We start from the raw sequence: 15,663 nt of genomic DNA, 5'->3' as shown, positions 1-15,663 counted from the left end.
AGAAAGAGGAATATAAATGGCAAATATAATAAAGGCTCCCAGTAAATACATTCAGGGTAAAGGTGAAATAAAGAATATAGGAAAACATTTAAGTAAATTAGGCCGAAAATTTCTAATAATTTGCAGCGAAGGAACCTTTAAGAGAATCGGACAAGACATTAAATTAAGTTTTGATGAAAATATGTGTCAGTATATATTTAATTATTTTAATGGAGAATGCTCTTTAGAAGAAATTGACCGTATTGTAGAAGTTGCTAAAAATAATAGCTGTGATGTTGTGGTTGCAATAGGTGGTGGAAAAGCTATTGATACAGGAAAGGCTGTTTCACAGAAATCAGATTGTCCAGTTGCTGTAGTACCTACTATTGCATCTAATGATGCGCCATGCAGCGGGTTAAGTGTTGTTTATAATAATGAAGGTGTTGTCGTAAAGGTTATTTTTTCTAAAAGAAATCCAGATGTAGTATTAGTTGACTCAGAGATAATTGCAAAAGCACCTGTAAGAATGCTTGTAGCGGGAATGGGGGATGCTTTAGCAACATATTTCGAGGCTAGAGCTTCTAGGAATTCAAATTCTAAAACAATGGCTAAAGGAAATGCAACTAACACAGCCATAATGATGGGCAAACTTTGCTTTGATTTATTAATGGAAAATGGTATTGAAGCAAAAAAATCCGTTGAGAAAAATGAAGTTTCAGACGCTCTTGAAAATGTGCTGGAAGCTAACATCCTCTTAAGTGGTATTGGTTTTGAAAGTGGAGGACTTGCCGCTGCTCATGCTATAAATGATGGCTTTGCATATATTGAACAAAGTCATGGAGCATTACATGGTGAAAAAGTTGCCTTTGGAACAATAGTTCAGCTTATTTTAGAAAAGGTTTCGGATGAAGAATTATATAAAGTTATTGATTTTTGTATTCAAGTAGGATTGCCTGTAACTTTAGCTGACATGGGAATAACAAATGTAGTAGATGAAGAAATTAAAAAGGTTGCAGAGGCAGCTTGTGTAAAGACTCAGTCTACAAAAAATATGCCTTTCCCTGTAAGCGAAATGGACGTGTATAATGCAATATTTAAGGCAGATGAAATCGGTAAATCTAGAAAGCAATAACTTAAAAATAAATAAATTTTAAAGCTTTACAGTTAAAGTAAAAATAGGGGGGATTGAGTTATGAGTAAAGTTTTATTAGAAAAACAAGGACATATTGCAATTTTAACTTTAAACAATCCTAGCATATTAAATGCACTTAATGAAGAATTTATGGCTGATATTGATAATGCTATTTCTGAAGTAGACAAAGATAAGGATATTTATGTACTTATTATTACAGGAGTAGGGAAAGCATTTATAGCTGGAGCAGATATATCTGAAATGCTTCCACTTACAGCACCAGAAACTCTACAATGGGGTAAGGTTGGAAGTGACTTAAATGTAAAAATTGAAAGTTTAAGAATACCAGTTATAGCAGCACTTAATGGATTCACTTTAGGTGGTGGATGTGAGCTAGCAATGTCCTGTGACATTAGAATTGCATCAGAAAATGCAAAATTTGGTCAGCCAGAAGTTGGATTAGGTATTACTCCAGGAGCTGGTGGAACACAAAGACTACCTAGAATAGTTGGTGCCGCTAAGGCTAAGGAACTTCTTTTTACAGGGAAAATCATAGATGCACAAGAGGCATTCTCAATTGGTCTTGTAAATAAAGTGGTTGCTCATGAAGAGTTAATGTCTGAAGCTCTAACAATGGCAAATCAAATAGTAGTAAATGCTCAAATTGCTGTACAGCAAACTAAGAGAGCTGTGAATAAAGGCTTAGAAACTGACTTAGAAACAGGTTTAGCATATGAATTGCAAGCATTTAGCCTTTGCAATGCAACTGAAGATAAGAAAATTGGTATGGGTGCATTTGTTAACAAACAAAAAGAAAAACATTTTGTTTATAAATAGCTAAGTTTTAAGGGTTTTATAGGGTTTATTTTCTAATTTATTATATTTTGTCTATAATAGTAAGTATCTAAAGATAACTTATTATTATAGACAATTTTTTAGTCTCTATTTAAAATATCTTTCAATGTAATTTTTGGATGGGTATAGTGAGTCTTGTGATTTGGTGCAAATTTCCCTATAGATATTGCCCTTTGAGGACACCAGTGAGCACAAGCAAAACAATTTTCACAATCCTTACCTATAATATATTGACCATTAGTTTTGTTAATATTTGAAACAGGACAAAGTTTTTCACATGTGCCGCAGTTTATGCATTTTTCTTTATTTATGTTTTTATTTTGGATTTTATAGATTTTGTTTAATCCTAGTTTTAAGCCCTTACTTAGTATCTGATTTCTTATAGATTTTTTGAACTCATAACTATTAGTTTTTCTATCACTTATGTCAGTAAATATTTTATTTACTACCTTTTGTTGATTATTAAGTAGTTCCATTTTTTTATCATTAGAAGTTGGGAAAATTATGCTGTTATCAGGAAGTATAACTTTATTCCCATAGGATAGCTTGAAACCTCTTTTATCTAATATGGTTTTCATTTTATTTAAGGCTAATCCATCAGCACCCGCACAAGTTACAATTCCGAAAATATAACTTTGCTTTTTAAATTTATAGTTTTGTAAAAAATCTTCTACTATCTTTGGAAGATCCATACAGTATACGGGAGATACTATTCCAATAATATCTTCAAAATGGTTATTCTCCATGCTTAAGGCTTGAATAATTGGTATTAGCTTTCCCTGAAGCTTATCACTAATTTCTTTTGCAGTAGTTAATGAATTTCCTGTACCTGAAAAATAAAAAATTGTTGACATAAAATTCTCCTCTCGATTGCTTTAGTGCACACATATGCACATATTAGATAAAAAATATACTATCCACTTACGAATCACAATCATTGATTAACAATCGTATCTTATCAACTACAAATTCAAATTTAGCTAAGAAATCTTTGGCATTTAAATCATAAATAATTCTGCGAGCTTCTTTCTTTTTATTTAATATGTTTAGTCTATGCATCTGGCTTAGATGTCTGGATATTACAGAACGATCCTGAGTAAAATTTTCTGATATGGTACTAATGTCACTAGGACCATTTATAGCCAGATATTTAATTAATTCGCATCTAATAGGCTCTGCCAGCACCTTAAAGAGCTCACTATCAAAGATTTCATCAATATTCTTTTTACATTCTGTATTTTCATGGATATTATTATTTTTCATCATGATTATATTATATGTGCATATAAACACACGTGTCAATAAATTTTTATTGACATATAGTTGGCATATGCTATAATATATACCCATATAGGGTATTTTGAATATAAGAAAGGGGGAATAACATGTTTACAAAAATATTATATATTTTAGCAATTTCCTTATTGATAATTTCTTTTTATAAAGATAAGAAAAAAACAAAAATGGCATTAAAAAAATCATGGAAGTCTTTTGAAAACATATTGCCGCAGTTTATGGCAATATTAATTATTATAGGTATAATGCTTTCTATATTAAGTCCTGAGGTTATATCAAAAATGATTGGTAAAGAATCAGGAATGATAGGAATGATAATAGCCGGTTCTATTGGAGCCATAACATTAATACCTGCATTTGTTGCCTTTCCTTTGGCGGCAGCATTATTTAAAAGCGGTGCTGGTATACCTCAAATAGCTGTGTTTGTTTCTACTCTTATGATGGTAGGAGTAGCAACTATACCAGTGGAAATTAAATACTTCGGAAAAAGGGCCACTATTTTAAGAAATGCATTTGCATTTATACTATCCTTTATTGTGGCTATTATAATGGGGGTGATGTTAACATGATGAAGATAATAAAGAGATATAGAATGTTTTTAATTCTTCTACTGATAAACTTAATTATGTTATTTATGTATCCAGACATTGGTAAAAAGTCTTTTTCTATAACAGGTCAAAATATTATAGAGATGCTTTCAGTAATTCCGCCTATATTTATTTTATTAGGCTTAATGGATGTTTGGGTAAAAAAAGAGACAATGATGAAATATATGGGTTCAAATTCTGGAATAAAAGGTATATTAATAGCATTTTTACTTGGTTCTGCAGCAGCAGGACCCTTATATGCGGCTTTCCCAGTAGCAGGTATACTATTAAAGAAAGGAAGCAAGCTATCAAATGTCTTAATATTTATTGGAGCATGGTCTACAACAAAGATACCATTATTACTATTTGAAGCATCATCTTTAGGATGGGGCTTTATGGGCATGAGATTTATTTTAGACATACCAGTTATTCTTATTATAGCAACAATAATAGAAAATGTTATTGGAGAAAAAGAAAAGAATTTGATATTTGAAAATGCACAGGCACTGGAGTAATATTTATTTAATATAAATAATTATTTTGGAGATTAAAAACATGAATTTGTATTTAATAAGACATGGGCAAACTGAAAGTAATTCACAAGGTAGATACTTAGGAAGCTTTGATGATGAATTGTCATTACAGGGTGTGAATGAAATAAAAAAAGTTAGGGAGTATATTAAAACTATTCACTTTGATAAGGTATTTTCTAGTGAGAGAAAAAGAGCCTTAGACTGTGCTAAAATCTTAGCGGACAAAGAGATAATTTGTGAGTATAGACTAAATGAAAGAGACTTTGGGATTTTTGAAAACAAAACCTATAGTGAAATTTGTGATAAGCATCCATTAGAAAAAAAGGCTTGGGAAGAAAATTGGATAGACTATAGGATTCCTGAAGGGGAAAGTGTGTCAGAAGTATACAACAGGGTAGTAGAATTTATGAGGGAACTAGAAAAAGAAAACTGTGAAAATTGCCTTATAGTAACTCATGGAGGAATTATTAGATTGATTTACTGTTATATACTTGGAGGGGATTTAAATATTTTTTGGAAATTTGCTTCGGAAAATGGTAGTATATCAATAGTAAAGTTTCAATATGACAATTGGTTTATTGATTCAATAATACAATTGAATTCCATGGGGAGTGAATAAGTTGAGCAAGATTACTTTAGTAACAGGAGGAAGCAGAAGCGGCAAAAGCAGCTTTGCTGAGGGATTATTAAAGAAACAAGACAAGGTTTTATATATTGCAACTTCCTTTATAACTGATGATGAAATGAGGGAGAGAGTCGCTATTCATAAAAGCAGAAGAAATCAAAACTGGGAAACCTACGAGGGGTATAAGGACTTATATAAGGTTATTGAAGCATGGGAGCATGAACACATTATACTTGAATGCATCTCTACTATGATAACAAATTTGATTTTTGATAAGTATACTGATTTTGATGATTTATCAAAGGAAGAAATTCAGAATCTAGAAGAAAGTATTAGCATGCAGATTACAGAAGTAGTTACTGCTTGTAGAGAGTTTAATAAGCAGCTTGTAATAATAACAAATGAAGTTGGTTTTGGTCTGGTATCAGAGTATAAGCTAGGAAGAATTTTTACAGACATAGCAGGTAGGATAAATCAGTTATTAGGCAGAGAATGTGACGAAGCATATTTGGTAGTTTCAGGTTTACCTATAAAGCTGAAATAAATATAAGAGGTTGTTATGAGAAAATATTATTATGATTTTTTGCTTATGCTTCAGGTTTTAACTAGAGTTCCAATAAAGAAATCTCTTCCCTGTGAAAATAAAAATTTTAAAAATGGAGCAAATTATTTTTCTTTCATAGGACTGCTAATTGGATTGTGTCAATTTGGATTATTTATTTTATTGTCAAAGATAACTGCAATAAATTTTGCTGTTATTGCAATTATTATATTTGATGCATTGATTACTGGAGCAATGCATATTGATGGCTTTGGTGATACCTGCGACGGTTTTTTTGCCTTTAAAGGTAAGGATAAGATTATAGAAATAATGAAGGACAGCAGGATTGGAACATTTGCATGTATAGGCATAGTATTGAATTTATTAATTAAATATCAAGGGTATTTGTTTCTTGCAGTTAATTCAAAGGCTATGAGTATAATTTTAATTTCTATGATAAGCAGGTTTTCTATGATATTACTTAGTTATATTGGGAAATCCGCTAAAGAAAATGGCTCAGGTAATTTATTTATTAACACTGTGACCATAAAAGAGGTAATAGTAAATATAGCATTTGTTCTAGTAATAGGATTTTTACTTAATTCAATTTTTCAAACATCAATTTTGTTAATTTCAGCTGTAGTTATAACTATTCTATTTAATTCATTATGCAATTCTAAAATTGATGGAATCACTGGAGACAGTTTGGGAGCTAATAATGAATTAGTTGTTCTATTAAGCTTAATGATATTATCATAGAGGATAATTTATTGACATTATAGGATAAAGCTTCTATACTTAAGCAGGGAGCCTAAATCTTAAGTAGATTGCCCAAATCTTTGATTTGGTGCAAGTCACTTACACAGAGTGTTGATTTAATTCGAAATTAAGAAGCTTAAAATTTAATATAAAATTTAGGTGCCTTTATATATGTAAAGGTGAAAAGGGAATGTGGTTAGAATCCACAACAGCCCCCGCTACTGTAATTGATGACAATTCTTTATAGTCCACTCTATTCTTATAGGGGAAGGAAAAGATGAGGATGATTCATAAGTCAGGAGACCTGCCTAAATTTGCGTTTTTAATATGCTTTCGGAGGGAAGGTCTATTAGGGAGAACTATAACTATTTATAGGTTGTTATATTTTTTAGTTGTATGTTAATTCTAGTGGCAGTACGTTTAAAGCGTATTGTCTTTTTATTTGAGACAGGTTTACCGGAGGCTATAAGGTTAAATTTTATGTTAAATAAAAAGAAAGGAGGGAATCTCATGGCTAAGATAATGATCCAAGGCACAGGCTCCTCTGTTGGGAAAAGTCTTATTGTTGCTGCTCTATGTAGGATTTTTAAACAGGATGGATATTCAGTATGTCCTTATAAATCTCAGAACATGTCTTTAAATTCATATATCACGTTGGACGGGAAGGAAATGGGGAGAGCTCAAGTGCTTCAGGCTTATGCAGCTGGTTTAGAGCCTCAAGTATTCATGAATCCTATACTCCTAAAGCCCACGGCTGATGCTAAATGTCAAGTAATTGTAAATGGAAAGGTTTATAATAATCATACAGCAGCGGAATACCATAATCTAAAAATACTATTTAAAGATATGCTTAAAGAAGATTTCTTAAAGCTTGAAAGTGATTTTGACATAGTCGTCATAGAGGGAGCAGGCAGTCCAGCTGAAATAAATCTAAGAGATAGGGATATTGTTAATATGGGCATGGCAGAGTTAGTTGATGCTCCTGTTTTAATAGTTGGAGACATAGATAAGGGAGGAGTTTTTGCATCTCTTGCTGGTACTATGCTTCTTTTAACAGAAGAAGAGAGAAAACGGGTTAAAGGTACTATTATTAACAAGTTTAGAGGAGATATAGATCTGCTTACACCAGGAATTAACATGCTGGAGGAAATAATTAAAAGAACCTGTTTAGGTGTTGTTCCATATTTCAACTTAATTCTTGAGGATGAAGATGGAGCAATGATGGAGATAAATAAGAAGGCTACTGCACCTATTGATGTTGCTGTAGTAATGCTTCCACATATGTCTAACTTTACAGATGCTGATTGCCTAAAGTGTGAAGAAGACGTGAGTGTTAGATTTATTAGCAGCAAAGAAGAGTTTGGGATGCCAGACCTGCTTATTATTCCAGGAAGTAAAAATACTATAGAGGATTTAAATACTATAAAAGACTCAGGACTTGAAGAAGCTATATTGGATTACAGTAAAAAGGGTATTACACTGGGTATTTGCGGTGGTTACCAAATGATGGGAAAAGAGATTGGAGATCCTTTAAATATTGAAAGCAGCATGGAAAGTATAAAAGGAATTGGGCTTTTAGATACTATCACAACTATTGAAAGTGAAAAAGTAATGACAAGGGTAGAGGGAAATGTGAACCTGCCTAATTTTAAAGGAAATATATATGGCTATGAAATTCATATGGGAAAAACTATAGTAGGCGATGATGTAAACAGCTTTATAACAATAAATAGGGAAAATGGTGTTGAAACTAATAAACTTGATGGTGTTTTTAATAACAGTGAAACCATTTTTGGAACCTATGTACATGGGATTTTAGATTCTACAGAATTTAGAGAGTATTTACTGAATAAGATAAGAACGAAAAAATCTATGACACAAAGAAAGTCTCCAGTGTATGAAGGCTTTAGGGAAGAAGAGCTAAATAAGCTAGCTGACATTGTTAGAAAAGCCTTAGATATGAACAAAATTTACGAAATAATGAGGCTTAAGTAGTATGGAAGATTTTTTAGTTATCAATTCATTAGATGTTATTGCAGCAGTAATAATAGATCTAATACTAGGAGATCCATATTGGTTACCTCATCCAATAATTTTTATTGGTAAATTAATAAAGATTATAGAAAATAAAATGAGAGCCACAGCTAAAAATAATAAACAACTGAAGTATCTTGGTGGAATTATGGTTTTAATTGTAGTTTTAATATGTTTTTTACTACCAGCAATTATTTTATATTTTACTTGGTCAGTAAAACCATTATTTCATGTAGTGAATATTATGCTTCTTTGGACCACCATTGCAGCAAAGTCTTTAAAAGAGGAAAGCATGAAGGTTTATTTTGCTTTAGAAAAGAAGGATATAGCCCTTGCAAGAAAGTTTACTTCATACATAGTAGGCAGAGAGACTCAAAATCTTGATGAAAAACAGTTGATACGAGCAACTGTGGAGACTGTTGCAGAAAATACTTCTGACGGAGTGATTGCTCCTTTATTTTATGGATTTATAGGGGGAGCACCTCTAGCAATGATGTACAAAGGAATAAATACTATGGATTCTATGGTGGGTTATCTTAATGAACTATACACTTATTTTGGTTTCTTTTCTGCAAAGACCGATGATGTATTTAATTTCATACCAGCTAGAATTACTGGATTTTTTATGTGCATGACAGCTTTATTTATGAAGGCTAGTTGTTATAATAGTTTAAAAATCATGATAAGAGATAGAAATAATCACAAAAGTCCTAATTGTGCATATCCAGAAGCTGCTGTAGCAGCAATTTTAAAGGTTCAACTGGGTGGAAATAATATTTATTTTGGAGAAGTTGTTGAAAAACCTACAATTGGAGATAAGACTCGTGAGCTCCAAAGAGAGGATATAGTATCTTCAAACAAAATTATGTTTTTAACTGAGTTTTTATTTGCAGCAATTGCCACAATAATAGTTTATCTAACTTAGAGGAGAATGTTTTATGAATGATCATAAAAGCTTTTTGGAGCATGGTGGAGACATCTACACAGAAGGTAAATTTAAAGGTATTGAGCTTATAGATTTTAGTTCTAATATTAATTTTCTAGGAGTTCCTAAGAGCTTTACAAATAATGTGCACAAAGCCTTAGAAGATATTATTTGTTATCCAGATTTAAAATATAGAGAAGCAAAGCTGCATATTAGTGAGTACCTAAAAGCAGGAATAAGGGAAGAGAATATTATTCTAGGCAATGGAGCAGCGGAAATAATAAATCTTTCTATTAGAGCCTTAAAAAAGCCTTGCATTGTTGTTCCATCTTTTTCTGAGTATGAAACTACTGCAAAAGCCTATAGTAAAGAAATAGTCTTTTCCTATTTAAATGAGGACTTTAGCTATAACTACAATGATATTATGGAAAGGCTTAAAGGATGTGATGGTTTAGTTATAGGGAACCCTAACAATCCTAATGGGGGAATAATTAATAAAGAATCCTTTGAAAAAATTATCTATTATTGTGAGGAACATAAAAAGAAAATTATAATAGATGAAGCCTTTATAGAATTTGTGGAAGATGAAAATCAAAGCTTTGTGGACAAATGTTCAAGCTTTAAGTGCTTATTTATAATAAGAGCTTTTACTAAATTCTTCGCAATGCCTGGAATCAGGCTTGGCTATGGAGTAAGCTTAGATATAGATTTTATTGAAAGTTTATCTAAGCTCCAAATACCTTGGAATATTAATACTTTTGCAGAGATAGCAATAAAAAGTGTATTAAAGGATCAGGAGTATATAAATGCTTCTAAAGATAAGCACAACATAGAGAGACAATATTTCATTGAAGAACTAAAAAGATTTAATTTCATAGATGAGATCTATGAAACCCATGCAAATTTTCAACTTTTAAGATCAATAAATATCACTGGTGAAGATATGTTCAATTTTTGCCTTTCAAGGGGTGTACTTATAAGGCGATGCAGAAACTTTAGAGGACTTGATGATAGATTTATAAGATTAGCAATTAAAAGCAGAGAGGATAACCAAAAGTTATTAAATATTTTTAAAGAATTAGAGATGCAGTTAATAGGAGGGAAATAATATGAATCAATTTATGAATACAATTAGCAGCATAAACCCAGCAGACAAAGATGCAGTACAGAGAGCGAAGAAACATATTGACAATCTAACTAAGCCTCTTGGAAGTCTTGGAAAGCTGGAAGAGATTGCAGCAAAATTTTCTGGCATTACAGGAGAGGTTTTCAATAAGGTAAGCAAGAGAAACATAATTGTAATGTGTTCTGACAATGGAATATGTGAAGAGGGAGTAAGTTCAGCAGATCAGATAATCACTAAAGTAATGACAGAAGGTATTCCGGAAATGAAAACAGGTGTCGGTGTATTAGCTTCCTTTGCAAATGCTGAATTAACAGTAGTTGATGTAGGAGTAAAAGGTAAGATTAATAATCCTAAGGTAATAAACAGAAAAGTTAATGAGGGTACAGCAAATATGGCTAAGGGACCAGCTATGACTAGGGAAGAAGCCATAAAGGCCATAGAGGTTGGTATAGAGATTACAGATAAGCTATGCAGTGAAGGCTGTGATCTGTTTGGAACTGGAGAAATGGGAATTGGAAATACATCTACTAGTGCAGCGGTTATAGCTTCACTTTTAGGAGTAGATATTGAAGAATTAGTTGGTAAGGGAGTAGGTCTAACTGAAGAGCAGTTTAAAAATAAGAAAAATGTTCTTAAGAAGGCTTTAAAGATCAATAATCCTAATAAAGAGGATGTTATAGATGTTATAAGCAAGGTAGGGGGTTTTGATATTGCAGGAATGTGTGGATGCTTTTTATCAGCAGCTAAGAATAAAAAGCCAATAGTTATAGATGGAGTTATTTCCTGTGCAGCAGCTCTTTGTGCTTATATTTTAAAGCCAGAGTGCAAGGATTATATGTTTACATCTCATAAATCTGATGAAAAGGCTGTAAATTATGTATTTAACTATATAAGATTAGAACCTATACTGTATTTAGATATGAGACTTGGAGAAGGCAGCGGATGCCCTCTTGCTTTCAATGTTATAGAGGCAGCTCTTTATGTAGTTAATAATATGGCTACTTTTAATGATATAGGTATTGGTGAGGAGTCAAAGGATAAGCTTGTAGATATAAGAGAAGAAAATTAAAATAATTTTATAAAAGAAAGGTAGATTAATAATGAAAAGAATAGTCAAAAATTTTATTGTAGCTTTACTTGCAGTAGTAATGATGGTTACTTTTGCAGCCTGCGGAAATACAAATAATAATGGAAATAAGGATAAGGATAATATAGAAGCTTCAGTAACAAAATATCCCCTTACAGTTAAGGATTCAAAAGGAAAAGAAGTTGTTATAGAAAAGGAACCAGAGAGAATTATTTCTGTAGCTCCTAATGTCACTGAGTTAATATATGCATTGGGAAAAGGGAATAAGCTTGTTGGAAGAACAGACTATTGTGATTATCCAGCTGAGGCTAAAAATGTTCAAAGTATTGGTTCATTAACAAATCCTAACGTTGAAAAAATAATTGAATTAAAACCAGATGTGGTTATTGCATCTACACATTTTAAAGATGATGTAGCTAAGAAATTAGAGGATTTAGGTATAAAGATAATTGTGCTATACAATGCTGAGGATTTCAATGGGGTTTATGATATTATAGATACATTAGGAAAAATAGTGAATGCTCAAGATACAGCTAGAACTTTAGTTTCTGCAATGCAGAAAAAGATTCAAGAGGTTAAAGGTAAAGTAGAAGGTAAAGAAGCACCAAAGGTATATTACGTTGTTGGTTTCGGTAAAGATGGTGATTATACTGCTACTGGAGATACTTTCATAGGACAAATTATTCAAATGGCTGGTGGAACTAACATAGCAAAAGATGCAACAGGATGGAAATACAGTCTTGAAAAGATAATTGAAAATGATCCAGAATATATAGTCCTATCAAAAAACTATGATATGAAAGCACAATTTATAACAACTGCTGGCTATAAAGAACTGTCAGCTGTAAAGAATAACAAGGTTATAGAAATAGATGACAATCTATTAAATAGACAAGGACCAAGACTTGCAGAGGGGGTTGAAGCACTAGCTAAGATACTTCATCCAGATTTATTTAAGTAAGGTGTAGAAGATGAACAAATTCACAAAGAATAGAAGAAAAGAATCCTTTGTTATATTATTAGTAGCTTATGCTGTGCTTGCAATTGTGGCTATTTCAATTGGAAGTGCAAATATAACACCCTACAATGTTTTAATTGTCATTTTAAAAACTATCCCTGGTATAGGTGAATATATTAAAGAAAATGTGTCTAGTACACATTTTCTCATTATATTCTTGGTAAGGATGCCAAGAATAATTATGGCCAGTCTCGTGGGAATGGGGCTTGCGGTAGTTGGAGCGGCTTTTCAATCTTTATTTAAAAACCCCATGGCAGATCCTCATGTACTTGGAATATCCTCAGGCGCAGCTCTTGGAGCAGCTTTAGCTATAGTTTTACATATACCAGTTATAACAATACAACTAAGCGCTGTAACTATATTTGCATTTTTAGGTGCATTAGGCACAACTATTTTGATTTATTCTATAGCACAGGTAAGAGGAAAGGTAGCAACAACAAATTTATTACTATCTGGAAGTGCAGTTAGCTTCTTAATGTCAGCCTTGATTTCAGTGATAATGGTTTTTAATCAAGAAGAGGTTCATAAAATAGTATTTTGGATGATGGGAAGTTTTAATGCTTCAAGTTGGAAGAATATTTTCATAGTAGCCCCTGTAACATTAATTGGTACAATAATTATTTACTTTTTTTATAGAGATTTTAATTTGATGCTTATTGGAGATGATAATGCTAAAAGCCTAGGGGTTGATACGGAAAAATTAAAAAAGCTTATAATAATAGTTTCATCAATGATTGTAGCTGTTAGTGTCTCTTTTTCGGGAATAATTGGTTTTGTAGGCTTTATAGTGCCTCACATGGTAAGAATTTTATTTGGACCAAACAATAAGGCATTAATTCCATTTTCGGCTTTGATTGGAGCAATATTTTTACTATTTGCAGATACTATTGCAAGGACCGCAGCTTCACCAGCTGAGTTACCTGTGGGGGCCGTTACAGCATTAATCGGCTCTCCCTATTTCATATATCTGCTTATTAAAATGAAAAAAAGGAGTTAAACATTGAAAAATAATTTAGTAATAAGAGATCTTAATTTTTCTTATGAAGATAAAAAAATTTTAAATGATATAAGCTTAAGTTTTTGTAAGGGCAATTTTTACTCAATTATAGGTCCTAATGGTTCAGGAAAATCAACTTTTATTAAGAACATATCAAAGTTAATAGCACCAGAGCATAAAAGTGTTTTTGTAGACAATCAGGATATCTATAGTTTTAATAACAAAAATCTAGCAAAGATAATATCAGTAATACCTCAAAATACATTAATAGATTATGATTTTACTGTTTTTGATATAGTTATGATGGGAAGAAGTCCTTATAAAAGAAGATTTGAGGATTTCAATTCAGAGGATGAGAAAATAATAGAAAAATACATGAAAGCTACAAATACGTGGAAATTAAAAGATAAACCTATTACAGAACTCAGTGGTGGTGAACTTCAAAGGGTAATAGCTGCAAGAGCTCTAAGTCAAGAAACGGATATAATTCTACTGGATGAACCAACTTCACATTTAGATATACAATATCAAATAGAATTTTTAAACATATTCAAGAATTTGAAGAGTAATAAAGTAATAATTGCTGTCTTACACGATTTAAATTTAGCATCCATTTTTAGTGATCAGGTAATATTAATAAATAATGGAAAAGTGGCAGCTAAAGGAACTCCTTGGGAAGTTATAAACAAGGAAAATATTAAAAACGTATATAAGCTTTCTGTAGAAATCATTGAAAATCCTATTAGTAAATGTCCTTACGTAATTCCTATTGTGTAGGAGGTGAAAAATGAAAAGTATAATTATATCGTCAAATTGCAGCGGTGGAGGTAAAACAACTTTTACTTTAGCATTGATGAAAGCATTAATAAATAGGGGATATAGTGTTCAAGGCTATAAGTCTGGCCCAGATTATATAGATACAGCTTTTCATACTCATCTATGCAAGAAAGCTTCAAGAAACTTAGATTTATTTTTAATGGGAGAAGAGGGAGTAAAGACCAGCTTTTCAAAAGGACAAGGTGACATAGGAATTATTGAAGGAGCTATGGGATTATATGATGGTTTAGGCTACGATAGTAAGTGTTCTACATATGATTTATCTAAGGTCCTCAATTTACCTATAATATTAGTAATAACACCAAAGGCTCAAAGCAATACACTGTGTGCTGAGCTTTTAGGACTTATAAACTATGAAAATGCAAATATTAAAGGAGTAGTTCTTAACAATATTAGTGAGGGATATTACAAGCTGCTAAAAAAGCTTATAGAAAAAAATACTCCATTAAAAGTATTTGGGTATCTGCCAAAGAATGAAAGAATAATACTTGGGAGCAGACATTTAGGATTAATTCAGAGCAGCGAAATAGAAAACTTAGACAAAAAGATAAATCTTTCTTCTAAGATATTGGGAGAGAATGTTGATGTTGAAGGAATAATAAATTCCTTAGATGAGTCAGAGGAATATAACCGTAGGAATGCTAATAAACAGTTTGAATATATTAAGAGCCTTATTGTAAGCAAGCCCATTAGGATAGCCTATGCTTATGATAAAGCCTTTAGTTTTTATTATAAGGATAATCTAGAGTTATTTGAAAGGGTTGGAGAGTTAATCCCTTTTAGTCCACTAGAGGATAAAAAGCTGCCTGAAGATATTGATTTTCTTTATATTGGAGGTGGTTATCCAGAAGTCTTTGAGAAGGAACTTAGCAATAACCATGAACTTTTAAAAGACATAAAAGATAAATTAGAAAATGGACTTCCTACATACGCAGAATGCGGAGGGCTTATGTATTTAACAGAAGGCTCAGAGAAAAATAGTTTAGTTGGGTTCTTTGATGGAATATATAAAATCAGCAATAGCCTTGTGAATTTTGGATATGCTGAACTGCAAGTAGAAAATGAAAATCATATTTTTCATAAGGGCTTAAAGATACACTGTCATGAGTTTCATAAGAGTTATATAGAGACTAAGGAGCCTACAGTATTTTGTTTAAGCAAAAATCATTATGAGGAAGAAAAACAATGGAAGTGTGGATATGTTAAAAATAATGTAATTGCAGCTTATGCACATATTCATTTTTATAGCAATATGGAATTTTTTAATAATTTATTAAGGTTAGTACATAAAACTAGTCAGGTTAAACAATCCAAATTAGTTTAATAAAGAGG

At 31.7% G+C, this 15,663-nt stretch carries 17 protein-coding genes and 1 riboswitch; of the genes, 15 read left to right on the top strand and 2 right to left on the bottom strand.

The genetic code is table 11. From position 1 onward, the window contains the following. Positions 1 to 16: 16 nt before the first annotated feature. Positions 17 to 1,111 (top strand): glycerol dehydrogenase, encoded by a 1,095-nt coding sequence (locus tag CLHOM_RS09205; RefSeq protein ID WP_052221405.1) that lies wholly within the window; start codon positions 17 to 19, stop codon positions 1,109 to 1,111. A gap of 60 nt (positions 1,112 to 1,171) precedes the next feature. Beyond that, positions 1,172 to 1,948, top strand: coding sequence for an enoyl-CoA hydratase-related protein (locus CLHOM_RS09200; protein WP_052221404.1), 777 nt, complete (start codon positions 1,172 to 1,174; stop codon positions 1,946 to 1,948). A gap of 98 nt (positions 1,949 to 2,046) precedes the next feature. Here CLHOM_RS09200 and CLHOM_RS09195 read toward each other — a convergent pair whose 3' ends face one another. Then, positions 2,047 to 2,820 (bottom strand): EFR1 family ferrodoxin, encoded by a 774-nt coding sequence (locus CLHOM_RS09195; protein WP_052221403.1) that lies wholly within the window; start codon positions 2,818 to 2,820, stop codon positions 2,047 to 2,049. Positions 2,821 to 2,887: 67 nt separating this feature from the next. Next, positions 2,888 to 3,232 carry an ArsR/SmtB family transcription factor gene (locus tag CLHOM_RS09190; protein WP_052221402.1) on the bottom strand — a complete coding sequence of 115 codons (345 nt, stop codon included), beginning with the start codon at positions 3,230 to 3,232 and terminating at the stop codon, positions 2,888 to 2,890. 119 nt (positions 3,233 to 3,351) lie between these two features. Here CLHOM_RS09190 and CLHOM_RS09185 point away from each other — a divergent pair, with 119 nt between their 5' ends. The 13 genes from CLHOM_RS09185 (at position 3,352) to CLHOM_RS09125 (ending at position 15,655) form a co-directional block, all read left to right on the top strand. Further along, the gene (locus CLHOM_RS09185; RefSeq protein ID WP_052221401.1) at positions 3,352 to 3,831 is read left to right on the top strand and encodes a permease; all 480 of its coding nucleotides are present in this window, start codon (positions 3,352 to 3,354) and stop codon (positions 3,829 to 3,831) included. After that, positions 3,828 to 4,364: a permease gene (locus CLHOM_RS09180; protein WP_052221400.1), complete on the top strand. Its 537-nt coding sequence runs from the start codon at positions 3,828 to 3,830 to the stop codon at positions 4,362 to 4,364. Before CLHOM_RS09185 ends, CLHOM_RS09180 begins: the two co-directional genes overlap by 4 nt. A 40-nt stretch (positions 4,365 to 4,404) precedes the next feature. Then, entirely contained in the window at positions 4,405 to 5,001 is a 597-nt protein-coding gene (gene cobC, locus CLHOM_RS09175) for an alpha-ribazole phosphatase (protein ID WP_052221399.1), read from the top strand. A 1-nt stretch (position 5,002) separates the two neighbouring features. Next, the gene (cobU, locus tag CLHOM_RS09170; RefSeq protein ID WP_052221398.1) at positions 5,003 to 5,551 is read left to right on the top strand and encodes a bifunctional adenosylcobinamide kinase/adenosylcobinamide-phosphate guanylyltransferase; all 549 of its coding nucleotides are present in this window, start codon (positions 5,003 to 5,005) and stop codon (positions 5,549 to 5,551) included. 15 nt (positions 5,552 to 5,566) lie between these two features. After that, positions 5,567 to 6,307: an adenosylcobinamide-GDP ribazoletransferase gene (gene cobS / locus CLHOM_RS09165; protein WP_052221397.1), complete on the top strand. Its 741-nt coding sequence runs from the start codon at positions 5,567 to 5,569 to the stop codon at positions 6,305 to 6,307. Positions 6,308 to 6,447: 140 nt separating this feature from the next. Continuing rightward, positions 6,448 to 6,633, top strand: a riboswitch (cobalamin riboswitch). A 184-nt stretch (positions 6,634 to 6,817) separates the two neighbouring features. After that, positions 6,818 to 8,302 (top strand): cobyric acid synthase, encoded by a 1,485-nt coding sequence (locus CLHOM_RS09160; RefSeq protein WP_052221396.1) that lies wholly within the window; start codon positions 6,818 to 6,820, stop codon positions 8,300 to 8,302. Between the two features lies 1 nt (position 8,303). Next, positions 8,304 to 9,266: an adenosylcobinamide-phosphate synthase CbiB gene (gene cbiB, locus CLHOM_RS09155; protein WP_052221395.1), complete on the top strand. Its 963-nt coding sequence runs from the start codon at positions 8,304 to 8,306 to the stop codon at positions 9,264 to 9,266. Positions 9,267 to 9,279: 13 nt separating this feature from the next. Further along, a complete protein-coding gene (locus CLHOM_RS09150) occupies positions 9,280 to 10,374 on the top strand; it encodes a pyridoxal phosphate-dependent aminotransferase (RefSeq protein ID WP_052221394.1) in 1,095 nt (364 codons plus the stop codon). A gap of 1 nt (position 10,375) precedes the next feature. Continuing rightward, positions 10,376 to 11,461: a nicotinate-nucleotide--dimethylbenzimidazole phosphoribosyltransferase gene (cobT, locus tag CLHOM_RS09145; RefSeq protein WP_052221393.1), complete on the top strand. Its 1,086-nt coding sequence runs from the start codon at positions 10,376 to 10,378 to the stop codon at positions 11,459 to 11,461. 31 nt (positions 11,462 to 11,492) lie between these two features. After that, positions 11,493 to 12,440: a helical backbone metal receptor gene (locus CLHOM_RS09140; RefSeq protein WP_052221392.1), complete on the top strand. Its 948-nt coding sequence runs from the start codon at positions 11,493 to 11,495 to the stop codon at positions 12,438 to 12,440. Positions 12,441 to 12,450: 10 nt separating this feature from the next. Next, positions 12,451 to 13,494: a FecCD family ABC transporter permease gene (locus CLHOM_RS09135; RefSeq protein WP_052221391.1), complete on the top strand. Its 1,044-nt coding sequence runs from the start codon at positions 12,451 to 12,453 to the stop codon at positions 13,492 to 13,494. 3 nt (positions 13,495 to 13,497) lie between these two features. Further along, a complete protein-coding gene (locus tag CLHOM_RS09130) occupies positions 13,498 to 14,271 on the top strand; it encodes an ABC transporter ATP-binding protein (protein WP_052221390.1) in 774 nt (257 codons plus the stop codon). A 10-nt stretch (positions 14,272 to 14,281) separates the two neighbouring features. Beyond that, positions 14,282 to 15,655, top strand: coding sequence for a cobyrinic acid a,c-diamide synthase CobB (locus CLHOM_RS09125; protein ID WP_052221389.1), 1,374 nt, complete (start codon positions 14,282 to 14,284; stop codon positions 15,653 to 15,655). Positions 15,656 to 15,663 lie beyond the last annotated feature (8 nt).

This window comes from Clostridium homopropionicum DSM 5847 (assembly GCF_001263795.1).
Taxonomy (GTDB): domain Bacteria; phylum Bacillota; class Clostridia; order Clostridiales; family Clostridiaceae; genus Clostridium_H; species Clostridium_H homopropionicum.
Note: the sequence above shows the minus strand (reverse complement) of the source record. Positions and strands in the feature narration are given on the sequence as shown.